This window comes from Primorskyibacter aestuariivivens, assembly GCF_028023675.1.
Lineage (GTDB): Bacteria > Pseudomonadota > Alphaproteobacteria > Rhodobacterales > Rhodobacteraceae > Marinovum > Marinovum aestuariivivens.
Map to the genome: position 1 here is coordinate 49,899 of NZ_JAQIOZ010000006.1, position 14,205 is coordinate 64,103.

Annotated in this window: 13 protein-coding genes and 1 pseudogene; 8 read left to right on the forward strand and 6 right to left on the reverse strand. The window is 60.2% G+C overall.

Translation table 11 applies throughout. The features are described from left to right. Positions 1 to 19: 19 nt before the first annotated feature. The 4 genes and pseudogenes from PGB28_RS07590 to PGB28_RS07605 form a co-directional block, all read right to left on the reverse strand. Positions 20 to 826: an inositol monophosphatase family protein gene (locus PGB28_RS07590; protein ID WP_333908227.1), complete on the reverse strand. Its 807-nt coding sequence runs from the start codon at positions 824 to 826 to the stop codon at positions 20 to 22. Beyond that, positions 813 to 2,159 (reverse strand): TldD/PmbA family protein, encoded by a 1,347-nt coding sequence (locus tag PGB28_RS07595; RefSeq protein ID WP_271420905.1) that lies wholly within the window; start codon positions 2,157 to 2,159, stop codon positions 813 to 815. The genes PGB28_RS07590 and PGB28_RS07595 overlap by 14 nt, the downstream gene beginning before the upstream one ends. Positions 2,160 to 2,237: 78 nt before the next feature. Then, positions 2,238 to 2,846 (reverse strand): enoyl-CoA hydratase/isomerase family protein, encoded by a 609-nt coding sequence (locus PGB28_RS07600; RefSeq protein ID WP_271420906.1) that lies wholly within the window; start codon positions 2,844 to 2,846, stop codon positions 2,238 to 2,240. A gap of 56 nt (positions 2,847 to 2,902) precedes the next feature. After that, positions 2,903 to 3,595, reverse strand: a pseudogene (locus PGB28_RS07605) (SDR family oxidoreductase); the annotation flags it as partial. A 223-nt stretch (positions 3,596 to 3,818) separates the two neighbouring features. On the opposite strand from PGB28_RS07605, the gene PGB28_RS07610 reads away from it, so the two are divergent. After that, positions 3,819 to 5,288, forward strand: a complete 1,470-nt coding sequence (locus PGB28_RS07610; protein ID WP_271420908.1) for a DUF2125 domain-containing protein — start codon at positions 3,819 to 3,821, stop codon at positions 5,286 to 5,288. Between the two features lie 161 nt (positions 5,289 to 5,449). Here PGB28_RS07610 and PGB28_RS07615 read toward each other — a convergent pair whose 3' ends face one another. Continuing rightward, positions 5,450 to 6,073 carry a TetR/AcrR family transcriptional regulator gene (locus PGB28_RS07615; RefSeq protein ID WP_271420909.1) on the reverse strand — a complete coding sequence of 208 codons (624 nt, stop codon included), beginning with the start codon at positions 6,071 to 6,073 and terminating at the stop codon, positions 5,450 to 5,452. An 88-nt stretch (positions 6,074 to 6,161) separates the two neighbouring features. Continuing rightward, entirely contained in the window at positions 6,162 to 6,470 is a 309-nt protein-coding gene (locus PGB28_RS07620) for an HNH endonuclease (protein ID WP_271421177.1), read from the reverse strand. Positions 6,471 to 6,618: 148 nt separating this feature from the next. Between PGB28_RS07620 and PGB28_RS07625 the strand changes: the two genes are divergently transcribed. The 7 genes from PGB28_RS07625 to PGB28_RS07655 all read left to right on the forward strand — a co-directional run bounded on the left by PGB28_RS07625 (position 6,619) and on the right by PGB28_RS07655 (position 14,179). Beyond that, positions 6,619 to 7,650, forward strand: a complete 1,032-nt coding sequence (locus tag PGB28_RS07625) for a LacI family DNA-binding transcriptional regulator (RefSeq protein ID WP_271420910.1) — start codon at positions 6,619 to 6,621, stop codon at positions 7,648 to 7,650. 90 nt (positions 7,651 to 7,740) lie between these two features. Continuing rightward, complete coding sequence (locus PGB28_RS07630; RefSeq protein ID WP_271420911.1) at positions 7,741 to 9,057, forward strand: ABC transporter substrate-binding protein; 1,317 nt, start codon at positions 7,741 to 7,743, stop codon at positions 9,055 to 9,057. A 132-nt stretch (positions 9,058 to 9,189) separates the two neighbouring features. Continuing rightward, on the forward strand, positions 9,190 to 10,056 hold the full coding sequence (locus PGB28_RS07635; protein ID WP_271420912.1) for a carbohydrate ABC transporter permease: 867 nt from the start codon (positions 9,190 to 9,192) through the stop codon (positions 10,054 to 10,056). Positions 10,057 to 10,069: 13 nt separating this feature from the next. Beyond that, entirely contained in the window at positions 10,070 to 10,900 is an 831-nt protein-coding gene (locus PGB28_RS07640; protein ID WP_271420913.1) for a carbohydrate ABC transporter permease, read from the forward strand. Positions 10,901 to 10,911: 11 nt separating this feature from the next. Then, positions 10,912 to 11,919 (forward strand): ABC transporter ATP-binding protein, encoded by a 1,008-nt coding sequence (locus tag PGB28_RS07645; RefSeq protein ID WP_271420914.1) that lies wholly within the window; start codon positions 10,912 to 10,914, stop codon positions 11,917 to 11,919. Continuing rightward, positions 11,916 to 12,683, forward strand: a complete 768-nt coding sequence (locus PGB28_RS07650; RefSeq protein ID WP_271420915.1) for an L-iditol 2-dehydrogenase — start codon at positions 11,916 to 11,918, stop codon at positions 12,681 to 12,683. Before PGB28_RS07645 ends, PGB28_RS07650 begins: the two co-directional genes overlap by 4 nt. Positions 12,684 to 12,712: 29 nt before the next feature. Next, positions 12,713 to 14,179, forward strand: a complete 1,467-nt coding sequence (locus PGB28_RS07655) for a mannitol dehydrogenase family protein (RefSeq protein ID WP_271420916.1) — start codon at positions 12,713 to 12,715, stop codon at positions 14,177 to 14,179. The last annotated feature ends 26 nt before the right edge of the window (positions 14,180 to 14,205 follow it).

Here is a 14,205-nt window from a genome sequence, read left to right on the forward strand (position 1 = left end):
GGGTCAAGGCGTAATCAGGTCACGTCTTGAGCGCGCCCAGCAGTTCAGCATGCAGGACCGGATTGGCGGTGAGTACACCGGCGCTTTTCGGATCGCGTGTGTTAAAGACCAAATCCTGTCCGGAGGGATCTGTCACCCGCGCGCCCGCCTCGTTGGCGATGAGCGTTCCGGCTGCGATATCCCAGTGCCAGGCCGGGCGCAGCGTCAGCATCGCATCAAAACGCCCCTGTGCAATCAGGGCCATGCGATAGGCCAGAGACGGGCGATAGGCGCGTTTGACATCCGGCGGCCCGGCCTTCCACCGGTCGGGGTGAAAGGAGGGTTTGGGGGCCATGAGCGTCGCGCCGGTGACCTCGGTGCGACCGCCAGTGAGAATGGCGGCACCGTTCAACGTGGCCCCCTGTCCCAACGCGGCGGCAAAGGTGAGGTCGCGGGCGGGCAGATGTATCACAGCGGCTGTGACCCGCCCCTTATGCGCGATGGCAATGGAATGCGCCCAGGTCCCTGAGCCTTCGATAAAACTCCGCGTGCCGTCAATCGGGTCGATGATGAACACATGATCGCGGTCCAGCCGCTCGGGCGTGTCGGGTGTTTCCTCGGACAGCCAGCCATAATCGGGCCGCGCGCTGCGCAGAATGTCGTGAAAGACATCGTTGACCGCATAGTCCGCTTCGGTCACGGGTCCCTGTCCCGGTTTGTCCCAGGCACGCGCCGTCGGACCGGAAAAGCCAAGCGCGACCTCTCCGGCCACCTGCGCGGCCCGCAGCAGAAGATCGAGATCGGTTTCCTGCGCCAGAGCACCCGACATGATGTCAGTTTCCGGCAAGCGACATCCCCTCGATCAGGACAGAAGACACAACACGCGACAGATAGGGGCGCGCATCATTGGCGGGGATCATGCGCGCGAACATGTCGCGCAGATTGCCGGCGATGGTGATCTCGTTCACCGCATGGGTGATTTCGCCATTTTCGACCCAGAGGCCCGCAGCCCCCCGGGAATAATCGCCCGTGTTGGGGTTGATCGTCGAGCCGATCATCGAGGTCACGATCAGCCCCGTGCCCATGGCCGCGATCAGGTCGTCACGGCTTTGGTCGCCCTGCGTCAGTTCAATGTTCCAGTTGGAGGGCGAGGGCGGGGCCGATGTGCCGCGTGCGGCGTTGCCGGTCGGGGGCATGCCCAGCTTGCGCGCTGTGGCAAGGTCCAGCGTCCAGCCCGTCAGCACGCCGTTTTCCACAATGGCGCGGCGGGCGGTGGGCAGGCCCTCGGCATCAAACGGCCGTGACGCCGTTGCGCGGGGGCGATGCGGATCCTCGATCACGCTCAGCGTGTCGGGCAGGATCTGTTTGCCCAGATCGTCGCGCAGGAACGACGCACCGCGGGCAATGGCGGTGCCGGAAATCGCGGACAGGAGATGACCGATCAACGATGACGAGATGCGTTCATCAAACAGAACGGGATAAGTGCCGGTGGGCGGTTTGCTGGGGTTCAGCCGTTCAACGGCGCGCTCCCCCGCTATGCGGCCAATCTCTTCGGCACTGCGCAGATCGGCGGCAAAAACCCGGCTGTCGCCGTCATAGTCGCGCTCCATATGCAAGCCTTCGCCAGCAATCGCCACGCAGGACAGCGAGGACCCGGTGCGGGCATATCCGGCGGAAAAGCCATTTGTGGCGGCCATATGGACCTGCCGCGCGGAATAGGCGGCTGAGGTGGCCTGAACCTGGCTGACGCCCGACACAGCCTGGGCCGCGGCTTCGGCCCGTTCGGCCAGCACCTGAAGATACGCCGGGTCGGGTTCATCCGCAGGATCGGCCATCTCAAGCGCCGATGGGGACAGGTCCTTCGCCAGTTGCTCCGGATCGGCCAGTCCTACATAGGGATCGTCAGGCGCTTCGCGCGCCATGGCGACGGCGCGTTCGGCCATGGCTGTCATGGTTTCGGGCCTTGTGTCGGAGGCTGAGACATTGGCCTGACGCTGACCCACCAGAACGCGAAGGCCGATATCGGTTCCTTCGGCGCGTTCAGCCTGCTCCAATGCGCCTGCCCGAACATCCACCGTGACCGATGTACCCTGAAGGGCGATGGCATCGGCACTGTCGGCACCGGCTTTGCGGGCGGCGTCCAGAAGCGCGTGGGTCAGGGTGTCGAGCGATTGCGTCATTTGAAACCTTTCATGTCGCGCATGACCTAGGGCCGCGAAGGGCGTTGCGCAAGCTTGGCGCGGTACGTGCGGATCCTGCTATCGGCAAAGTTCCTTGATCCCTTGGGCAATCTCGGGCGTCGCGGCAAGCGTGTCGGTGGCCAGCGTGCGCGCCTCTTCCATGAGTGCGTCCCCCTCGACAATGCGCTCCACCAGACCAAAGCGCAAAGCCTCGTCCGCCGTCAGTTTGGCCCCGCCCATCAGGATCAACCGCGCCCGCGCCGGTCCGACCAACGCGGTCAGCCGCCCGGGATCGGACGGTTGCGGCAGAAAGCCCAGCTTCATCACCGGGTAGAAGAACTTGGCCCCCGGGACGCAGATCCGCAGATCACAGGCCAGCGCCATGCCGAACGCGCCCCCCGCCAGTGTGCCATTGAGCGCCGCGATGGTCAGGCAGGGCAGGGCGGCAATCGCCCCGGACAGCCGTTCCCAGACATCGGATTTCGCCAAACCCGCTTTTGCAGCCTCAAGATCAGCACCGGCGGAAAAAACCTTGCCGGTGCCGGTCAGGATCAGCGCACGCGCGTCCTGTGCCTCGGTGGCGATGCGGGTGAGCTCTTCCAGCATTTCCAGCGTCAGGGAGTTGGCCTTGTCCGGTCGGTTCAGGGTTACCGTCCAAAGCCCGTCTTCGCGTGTCAGTTCAATCATTCTGTCAGTCCCAGTTCGCGCCGCCAGTTCTCATCACGTAGCGACAATTCAGTTCCAAGATGCGCATCCGCCGCCTCGGAACACATCCACAAAAGCGCCTTGGCGGGCCAGTCGGGCGGAATGTGATCGGACCATTCCAGCTTGCTCACCGGGTTGATGCCGGACGCCTTGATCTCGCGCTGCATCTGTGTGGCGACGGTTCCGGGAGACAGGCCCAGCGCGCGAATGCCATGGGCGCGCCCCTCCTTGTCCGCGCAGCGGGTCAGCATGGCCGCACCCGCCTTGGCCGCGCAATAGTGGCTCCAGGCCTCGACCGGGCCGTTGGCAGCGCCCGACGATATGGACAGGATGGTGCCGCCGCCTGCCTCGATCATCACCGGCATGGCCGCGCGCATGCCGTTGTAGACGCCCTTGAGGTTGATATCGATCGTATGGCCCCAGCTTTCGGGGTCGGAATTGGCCAGAAGGGAAATCGGCTCGATCACGCCTGCGTTGTTGATCAGCACATCCAGCCGCCCGAATGTCTTGAGCGCGGCCTGCACGGCGGCGTCGACCTCCCAGTAGCGGCTGACATCGCAGGGCACGGCCAGCGCGGAGCGCCCGATTTCACCGGCCAGATCGGCAACCGCCTCTTCCGAGCGCGCGACAAGCACGACATTTGCCCCCGCAGCGACGAATTCCCGCGCGGCCGACGCGCCAATCCCCCGGCTTGCGCCGGTGATCATTACGCATTTTCCGTTCATATCCATGGTTTTGCCTCCGCAATCCCGAACCACCCGAATGGGAACAAGAGGTTTGGTAACGGCTTGGACGATGCGCGTCCAGAAGGGGAGGTCATGAATACCACACCATTGCGACCCTTGACGTTGCTCGAGGGGCGAGGGAAGCTGAGTTCAGGACTTTAGACAGAAAGGCGCATTTCAGATGACCTCTTGCAGAGCACTCACGACGACAACAGCCCTCGCCACACTCATGATGGCGCAATCCGCCGTGGCCGATGTCACGCCAGCCGAAGTTTGGGCGGACTTCAAAGGCTATATGGAAGGGTATGGCTACGCGGTTTCGGCAACCGAAACCGATACCGGCGATACGCTGACCGTGACCGACATCACCATGACCGTTCCGCTGCCCGAGGAAGAGGGCACGATGACCATGACAATGTCGGAAATGGTCTTTGCTGCCGATGGTGGCGCGGTGGATGTCTCCTGGCCCGCGGAGATGCCGGTCGCACTCAATATCGAAGCGGATGGCGAGACGGTCGATATCGGCCTGCTCTACAAATCGGATGGGCACCAGATGACCGTGTCTGGCGATCCGAACGCCACGCAGTGGGATTTTTCGGCGGCCTCGCTTGCGGTTGCGCTGGATGGGATCACCGTCGAAGGCGAGACGCTTGGCCCAGATGTGGCGCGGGGGGAGGTCGTGTTGGGCGATGTTGCCTCGACCACATCCATGGCCACCGACGAGATGCGCAATTTCGAGCAGTCGATGACAATCGGCGCGCTCACCTATGACATCGCGGCGCAAGACCCGGACAATGCGGAAAGCAATCTTTTGATGAAAGGCTCCATGGCCGGGGTCAACTACGGCGGTTCTGGCGCGTTGCCGATGGAGTTCGACCCCGAAGACCCGGCGGCAATTTTCCAGGGCGGTTTTGCTGTAAACGGCACGTTTTCCTTTGAAAGTGGCGAAAGCCAGCTCAACTTTGTCGACCGCAGCGATGCGTTTTCCTATCAATCTTCCTCGGCCGGGGGGGAGGGCGCTGTAACCATGGACGCCAAGGCCTGGGGCTATGATTACCTCATGCGCAATCTGGACCTGCAATTGTCCGGATCGGAAATCCCCTTCCCGGTGGCGCTCAAGGCGGCGGAATTCGGCGGCGCGGTGTTGGTTCCTGTGGGCAAGACGGAGGATGCGCAAGACGTGGCGCTTGGTCTGAACCTGACCGATTTCGAAATGAATGACATCATCTGGCAGATCTTTGATCCCGGTGCCCAACTGGCACGCGATCCGGCGACGATCAAAGTGGACCTGACGGGTAAAGCCAAGATGCTGTTTGACCTGTTTGACCCGGAACAGGCAGAGATGATGGCCCGTGCCGATATGCCTGCCGAGGTTTACGAGCTGACGCTGAACAACCTTATGGTCAAGGCGGTTGGCGCGATGCTGACCGGCAGTGGTGCCTTTACCTTTGACAATTCCGATCTGGAGACATTTGGCGGCATGCCCAAGCCGACGGGCGAAATCAACGCGGAACTGACCGGGGCGAACGCCCTGATCGACAAGCTGATCGCCATGGGGCTGCTGCCGGAAGAAGAGGCGATGGGCTTCCGCATGATGATGTCGATGTTTGCCGTACCTGCGGGCGACGATGTGCTGACATCCAAGATCGAGATCAACGAACAGGGGCACGTGCTGGCGAACGGACAACGCATCCAGTAACCGGCGATTATATGACATGAGACGGGGCGGGCCTTTGGGTCCGCCTTGTTCTTTCCGGGTCTTGGCGTTTCCCGGCCTGATTTGGACACCACGCGCTGCCTGTCGCCTTCGGCTCCAACGCTAATACTCCCCCAAGCGGGTCTGTGTTTTCTGGAAACGCTTTAAGCGTTGAAATATCCCGCCATTGCCCGATCCATGCGTTGCTCCAGTTCTGCGCTTGCGCCCTCGCCGCGGGAGATAGCCGTAACAGTGAGGGCGCGGCATATGGCAAGCATGTCTTCTGCGATGGTTTCCGGGGCGTCCACGTAATTCAGCGCGAGAACATCCACCAATTGCGCCGTAATTCGCGTGCGCATCAGGGTGATTTCCGGGGTGTTCCCAAACTCGGCAGCCACGCGCTCAAGCGCCTGTGTCCGTCCCGGCCGTCGCAAGAGCTCTCTCTGGCTGGCACGGGCCAGAGCCTGGAGCGTCTGCAACAGGTCTCCTCCCGTCTCTCCTGCCGATGCGTCGACACCTATATCGACCAGAGCGGCCTCCATGTCATCGACGATGGATTGATACATGTCACCGATCAGCGTGACCAAGATCGCGTGCTTGTTCGGAAAATACTGATAGAGCGCCCCGATCGACACACCTGCTCGGGCTGCGACGCGATTGGTGTTCAGGGCCTCTTGCCCGTCCTTGGAAAGAATGTCCGACGCGGCTTTCAGGATCGCGTCGCGCGTGGCCTTGCTGCGCGCCTGTATCGGTTTTTTCCTGAGTTGGGTTGCTTGTGGGCGGGGCATGGGATCCTCTGGAGCGGTATCGTTCAAGGATGTCCCTCAGCATGTGTCAAAGGCAAGAGGATCGAGCGTGGTAGATGGGCGCAGCGTTTCAGCGTTTGCGCCGCCCTCCGGCAGAGCGCGAGTGGAAATCGGCCGGGCGTTTGGACACCCAGCGAATGAATTTGGCGAGCCTCGGATGCCTACGCAGTGCTTCGGGCGTATTGAAGTCGCGGGCCAGTTCTGCCTCGGTCAGGGTTGCGTGGATTTCATTGTGACATATCTGATGCAACAATACCGTCGGCCCGCCCTTGCCGCCTTTGAGCTTGGGGATGAGATGATGCAAGGATTGTTTGGAATGCGGCGGAATCGGGCGTCCGCAAAGTGGGCAAATCGGGTGGTTTGTGTCTGCTGCGCACATCTGATTGAACGGTAGGCGGTTTTGTGGAGCGTTCAAGGAGTGAAGCAGAATTTCGCAAGGCAATATTGATTTTTTACGCGCGATAAGAAATTCTGAGAGTAGGACGAATGACGATAACACCCGCTTGGGTGTCAACTGGAAGAGAGACATGGGTCAGGTGAAGATCAGGAATATGGAGGAGTTCGCCGCGTTGAGCGGGATTTCCCGACCGACCGTGTCGAAGTATTTTCACGACCCGGACTCTGTCCGTTCGTCCACGCGCAAGCGGATCGAAGAAGCGCTTGAGCAATATGACTACCGCCCGAATGTCTACGCGGTAAACCAGAACCGCAAGCTGACCAAGACAATCGGGATTGTCGTGCCCTATCTCGCAGACCCGTTCTTTGCCGAGATCGCACGCAATATCGAGCAGCGCTGCATTGATGCCGGCTACCAGCCGTCGCTGTTCAGTTCGCATGGCAGCCAGGCGCATGAAAACGATATCCTTGACGGGCTGCGCGCGCTCAAACCCGCCGGGGTCTTGCTGGCGCCGCTTGGCCGGGCATCAGACCGCAAGCATATCGAACAATTCTGCGCCGATGTGCCGACCGTCCTGTTCGATTCGTATCTGGAGGGAATTGGCGAAGCGTTTGTCGGATCGGACAATTTCAGCTTTGTGCAGCAAAGTGTTGAGTATCTCTGCCGAACAGGTGAGGCGCCGTTTCTGTTTGAGATGCGCACCCCGGCGAACCCCAATGCGAACAAACGGCGCAATGCGTATCTGGAGGTCATGCAGCAACTGGGCCAGGAGCCGCATGTGGTCAAGATCGATGGCGAAGGCTGGGCGTTCGAAGAAATTGGACGGCGAGGTGCCCATCAACTTTTCGAAGAAAAAGCGCTGCCGACAAACACCATTCTGTGCAGCAATGACCGTTTGGCGATCGGTTTGCTGTCGGCCTGCTATGAGCGTGGATTGCGCGTAGGTCGCGGAGAAGGCTGCGCGCTTCGCGTAGCGAGCCACGACGATCATCCGTTCTCTCAATTCACTTGCCCGGCGCTTACCACCGTCGCGCATGACTACGATTCGGTGTCGAGTCGCAGTGTGGAAACATTGTTCGAGGTGATTGAAAACGACGGCAAGCTGCCTGAGCGGACCGAGACGCTTTTCCCTGCACGCCTTGTTTTGCGGGCATCCGCATAAATTTTACGCGCGTAAAAATTTAAATTGACACGAGGTAAGCGGCTCGGTTAGCTTGCTCGAGGTTACTCATCCATCACAGGGAGGAATAGGATGACTATGAAGCACGTACTTGGTGCCACAACGGCGCTCACGCTTGGTGCAACGGCAGTCTTTGCCGACAGCCATGCGAAGACCATCACGATCGCCACCGTGAATAACGGCGACATGATCCGTATGCAGGGCTATACCGACAATTTCACCGAAGCCACGGGCATCAATGTCGAGTGGGTGACGCTGGAAGAAAACGTGCTCCGTCAGCGTGTGACTACCGACATCACCACCAAAGGCGGCCAGTTCGACATCATGACCATCGGCATGTACGAAACCCCGATCTGGGGCTCGAACGGCTGGCTGGTGCCGCTGAACGGTCTGTCGGCGGAATATGACGTGGATGACATTCTGCCCGCGATGCGCGGCGGTCTGTCCCATGACGGAACGCTTTATGCGGCGCCCTTCTACGGCGAAAGCTCCATGGTCATGTATCGCACTGACCTGATGGAGAAGGCCGGTCTTGAAATGCCCTCCGATCCGACCTGGCAGTTCATCCGCGAAGCCGCGGCCGCCATGGACGATCCGGAAAACGACATCAATGGCATCTGCCTGCGTGGTAAAGCGGGCTGGGGCGAAGGCGGTGCCTTCATCACCGTCACCGGCAACTCCTTTGGTGCGCGCTGGTTCGACGAAGAGTGGAATGCCCAGTTCGACCAGCCGCAGTGGAAAGCCGCGCTGGAGTTCTACGTCAACCTGATGAATGACTACGGCCCCGAGGGTTATGCCACCAACGGCTTCAACGAAAACCTGTCGCTGTTCCAGCAAGGCAAATGCGGCATGTGGATCGACGCGACCGTTGCGGCGTCCTTCGTGACCAACCCCAACGATTCCACCGTTGCAGACAGCGTTGGCTTTGCGCTTGCACCGAACTCTGAGGGTGTTGAAAAGCGTGCCAACTGGCTCTGGGCATGGGCTCTGGCCATTCCGGCAGGCACCCAGCAGGAAGCCGAAGCCAAGCAGTTCATCGAATGGGCCACCTCCAAGGACTATATCGAACTGGTTGCTGAGAACGAAGGCTGGGCTAACGTGCCTCCGGGTGCGCGCACCTCGCTCTATGAGAACCCTGAATATATCAAGGTTCCGTTCGCACAGATGACGCTGGACTCGATCAACGCGGCTGATCCGACCGATCCGACCGTTGATCCGGTGCCTTATGTCGGTATCCAGTTTGTCGCGATCCCGGAATTCGCGGGTATGGCCACCGAAGTGAGCCAGGAGTTCTCGGCTGCCTATGCCGGTCAGCAATCTGTCGACGAAGCGCTTGAGAAAGCGCAGGCGATTGCCAACGAAGTCATGGAAGCCGCAGGCTACAAGTAAGCCGCAGCTTCTACTCCCTCCCGGGGGCGGCCTTGACGCCGCCCCCGGGGTCTCAAAACACTTCAACATCGTTAAAGTCGAGCAAGATGGTCCCGCATGTCCGTGGTCCGTCAACCGAGGAGATGCACCCAAATGGCAACCAAGGCTTCCCGATCCGCGGCCCGGCTTATGATGGCCCCGGCAGTTGTTCTGCTCCTGGGCTGGATGTTGGTCCCGCTGATCATGACATTGTGGTTCTCGTTCCGGAAATACCTGCCGCTGCGTGGCGGTGATCTGGGCTGGACCGGTTTTGACAACTACGTTCGTTTCGTGTCGTCCAGCGCCTTCTGGCCCGCGGTTCAGACCACCCTGGTCATCGTGTTGGGCGTTTTGGTCATTACCGTGGTGTTCGGCATTTTCCTCGCCATGCTGCTGGATCAGCCGATGTGGGGGCAGGGCGTTGTTCGTATCCTCGTCATCGCGCCCTTCTTTGTCATGCCGACCGTCTCTGCGCTGGTTTGGAAGAACATGTTCATGGACCCCGTGAATGGGCTTCTGGCGCATTTGTGGCGCTTCCTCGGGGCTGAGCCGGTCAGCTGGCTGTCCGATGCGTCGCTCTCCTCGATCATCATGATCGTGAGCTGGCAGTGGCTGCCCTTTGCAACACTCATCCTTCTGACGGCCTTTCAATCGCTGGACAGCGAACAGCTGGAAGCGGCCGAGATGGACGGCGCGCCCAAGCCGCAGCGGTTCATCTATATTATTCTGCCGCATCTGAGCCGTGCGATCACCATCGTGATCCTGATCCAGACCATTTTCCTGTTGTCGATCTTTGCCGAGATTTTTGTCACGACCGGCGGTGCTTTTGGAACAAGAACGCTTACCTACCTGATCTTCCAGCGCGTGTTGGAAAGCCAGAATGTCGGGCTCGGATCTGCGGGCGGTGTCTATGCAATCATTCTCGCCAATATCGTTGCCATTTTCCTGATGCGCATCGTCGGCAAGAACCTGGACGCGTGAGGAGGACCTGACCATGGCACGCGCCGTAAAAACACAACGCAAACTGATCAATACTGCGGTTGCATGGGCAATCGGACTGGTGATCTTCTTCCCGATCCTCTGGACCATCCTGACCAGCTTCAAAACCGAGGCACAGGCCATCGCCAGCCCTCCGATCTTCTTGGGCTTCGACTGGACGCTTGAGAACTACGCCATCGTGCAGGAGCGCTCGGATTATATGCGCTTTCTCTGGAATTCGGTGATCATCGCAGGCGGCTCAACGCTTCTGGGCCTCATCGTTGCGGTTCCTGCCGCGTGGTCCATGGCTTTCGTGCCCTCCAAGCGAACCAAGGACATCCTGCTGTGGATGCTGTCCACCAAGATGTTGCCAGCCGTGGGGGTGCTCTACCCGATCTACCTGATCTGCATCGAACTGGGCGTGCTCGACAACCGTGTCGCACTGGTGGTGATCCTGATGCTGATCAACCTGCCGATCATCGTCTGGATGCTTTATACCTACTTCCGCGAAATACCGGGTGAAATCCTTGAAGCCGCGCGGATGGACGGAGCGACGCTGAAAGAAGAGCTGCTTTATATCCTCACGCCCATGGCCATTCCGGGCATCGCGTCCACCATGCTCCTGAACTTCATCCTCGCATGGAACGAAGCCTTCTGGACGCTCAACCTGACGGCTGTGGATGCGGCCCCGCTGACGGCCTTTATCGCCAGCTACTCCAGCCCCGAGGGTCTCTTCTTTGCCAAACTCAGCGCGGCCTCGACCATGGCCATCGCGCCGATCCTCATCCTTGGCTGGTTCAGCCAGAAACAACTTGTACGCGGCCTGACCTTCGGCGCGGTGAAGTAAGGAATAAGAACATGGGACGTATTCAACTCAAGCAAGTGACCAAGAGCTTCGGTGACGTCGAGGTCATTCCGCCGCTGGACCTGACCATCGAAGACGGGGAGTTCACGGTTTTCGTCGGCCCCTCGGGTTGCGGTAAATCCACGCTCTTGCGTCTGATCGCGGGGCTGGAGGACATCACCTCGGGCCATATCGAGATCGACGGCAAGGACGCAACCGATGTGGTCCCCGCCAAACGCGGCCTGGCCATGGTGTTCCAGTCCTATGCGCTTTACCCGCATATGTCGGTGCGCAAGAACATTGCCTTTCCGATGAAAATGGCGGGCATGGACAAGGCCGAGCAGGACCGGCGGATCGAGGCAGCAGCCAAGGCACTGAACCTGACCGATTACCTTGACCGTCGCCCCGGCCAGCTTTCGGGTGGTCAGCGTCAGCGGGTGGCCATTGGCCGTGCGATTGTGCGCGAACCGGCGGCGTTTCTGTTTGACGAGCCGCTGTCGAACCTGGATGCCGCGCTGCGCGTGGGCATGCGCATGGAGATCTCGGAGCTGCACAAGAAACTCGACACCACGATGATCTACGTGACCCATGATCAGGTCGAAGCCATGACCATGGCCGACAAGATCGTGGTGCTGCAGGCCGGTGTGATCGAACAGGTGGGTAGCCCGCTGGAGCTATACCATTCGCCACGCAACACATTCGTTGCGGGTTTCATCGGATCGCCCAAGATGAACCTGATCGGAGGGGCCGAGGCGCAAAAACATGGCGCCCATACCATCGGTGTGCGTCCCGAACATATCGACGTTGTGGACGCAGATGCCGGAGAGTGGACCGGAACGGTCGGCGTGGCCGAACATCTTGGCTCTGACACGTTTTTTCATATCAACGGAACCGGACTTGCAGACACCATCACCGTGCGTGCGCCGGGCGAAGTCAGCTTCAATCACGGTGACCCTATCGGGCTGAACCCGCGCGCCGAGCTGATCCACAAGTTCGATGCGCAGGGGCTGCGGATCGAATGACGCGGCTGGCGGGAAAACGGGCGCTGATCACCGGCGCGGCGCGTGGTATCGGCGAAGCCTTTGCCACGGCCTATATCCGCGAAGGTGCCGAGGTCATGATCGGCGACATTGATATGGACCGGGCGCGCGAAACTGCCGCTCGCATCGGGGCCCGCGCGGTCCCGATGGATGTGACGGATCAGGACAGCATTGATGCGGCCGTGGCGGAAACGGTTGCGGAACTGGGCGGCATCGACATCCTGATCAACAATGCGGCGCTGTTTACTGCGGCACCCATCACCGAGATCACGCGCGCAGATTACAACCGGGTCTTCGACATCAATGTCGCGGGTTGCCTGTTTACCCTTCAGGCGGTCGCGAAACAGATGATCGCGCAAGGTTCTGGCGGGCGCATTATCAACATGGCGTCTCAGGCGGGGCGGCGCGGCGAGCCGCTGGTCGCTGTGTATTGCGCGTCAAAGGCCGCGGTCATCAGCCTTACGCAATCGGCGGGGCTGAACCTGATCGAGCACGGGATAAATGTGAATGCCATCGCGCCCGGTGTGGTCGATGGCGAACATTGGGACGGGGTTGACGCGTTCTTTGCCAAATACGAAGGCAAGGCACCGGGACAAAAGAAGAAAGAAGTGGGCGAAGCGGTGCCATTCGGACGGATGGGCACGGCTGAGGACCTGACAGGGATGGCGGTGTTTCTGGCCTCGGACGAGGCCCGTTATATCGTCGCACAGACGTATAACGTCGATGGCGGGAATTGGATGAGCTGATGGGATTTTCGCGCGAAGGAGCCAAGGTGATGAAACTGTCGAATGAGACATTGTCGATGTTGCCGGAGAACGTGAAGCGTCCGGCTTATGACCGGACGGCTCTGACGCCGGGGATCGTACATATCGGGCTTGGCAATTTTCACCGCGGCCATCAGGCATGGTATCTTCACCGGCTGATGCAGCAGGGTGAGGCGCTTGATTGGGCCATCATCGGCGCGGGTGTCCGTCAGTATGACGCCGAAATGCGCGGTCGGCTCTTGGCGCAGGATTGCCTGACAACGTTGATTGAGCTGGACCCGGCGGGCACCTCGACCGAGGTCATTGGTTCGATGATCGACTATCTTCCCATCGAAGAGGGCAACAGACCGCTGATCGACCGGATGTCACAATCCGATATTCGTATCGTTGGACTGACCGTGACCGAGGGTGGCTATTACCTCGACCCGACCAGCGGCGCGTTTGACACTGCACATACCGATATCCAGCATGATGTGGCCAACCCGGATCGGCCGAAGACCGTGTTCGGCGCCATTGTGGCCGCGCTCAAGGCGCGCCGCGCGGCGGGATTCACTCCGTTCACGGCGTTGAGCTGTGACAACCTTCAGGGCAATGGAGCGATCCTGCGCAGTTGTGTCGTTGGACTGGCGCGTTTGACGGATCCGGAACTTGCTGACTGGATCGATGGCCAGGGTGCCTTCCCCAATTCCATGGTCGATTGCATTGTCCCGGCCACGGGCCCCGATGTGATCGCCAAGGCAGAAGCGCTTGGCATTTCTGATGCCGCGCCCGTGTCGCATGAAAATTTCCGCCAATGGGTCATCGAAGATGACTTTTGCGCCGGACGCCCGGCATGGGAAAAGGTGGGCGTAACGCTGACTGATGATGTGCACAGCTACGAGTCGATGAAGATCCGCATTCTCAATGGCGGCCATCAGGTGCTTGCCAATGCCGGTGAGATCCTGTCGGTGCCAACCATTGCGGCCTGTATGCAGGATCCCGATATTTCCGCGTTTTTCCGCAAGGTCCAGGAAGAGGGTATTTTGCCCTATGTCTCTCCCGTACCGGGCATGACGCCTGCGGCTTATCTGGACCTCATCGAGCGTCGGTTCTCCAACCCTGAGATTCATGACACCACGCGACGGGTGGCCTTTGATGGCTCGTCGCGCCATCCGGGATTCATCCTGCCAACCCTGCGCGATACGCTGGCCGCCGGTGGGTCGGTCGAAGCGCTCGCGCTGATCGAGGCTCTGTGGGCACGCATGTGCGCGGGGACGCGTGAAGATAGCAGCACGATTGCGCCCAATGATCCGTTCTGGGATGCTTTGCAGAACGTTGCGCTGCAGGCGCGCGATACGCCATCGGCCTGGCTTGCGCAGCGCGACACCTATGGCGATCTGGCCAAGCAAGCTGACTTCGCTGAGGCGTTTAACACATGGCTTGTTGGCTTGTGGCGCGATGGCTGCCGGGCGACGCTTCAACGATACCTTCGGAGCTAGCATTGCCACAGTGTACCGCTGACAGG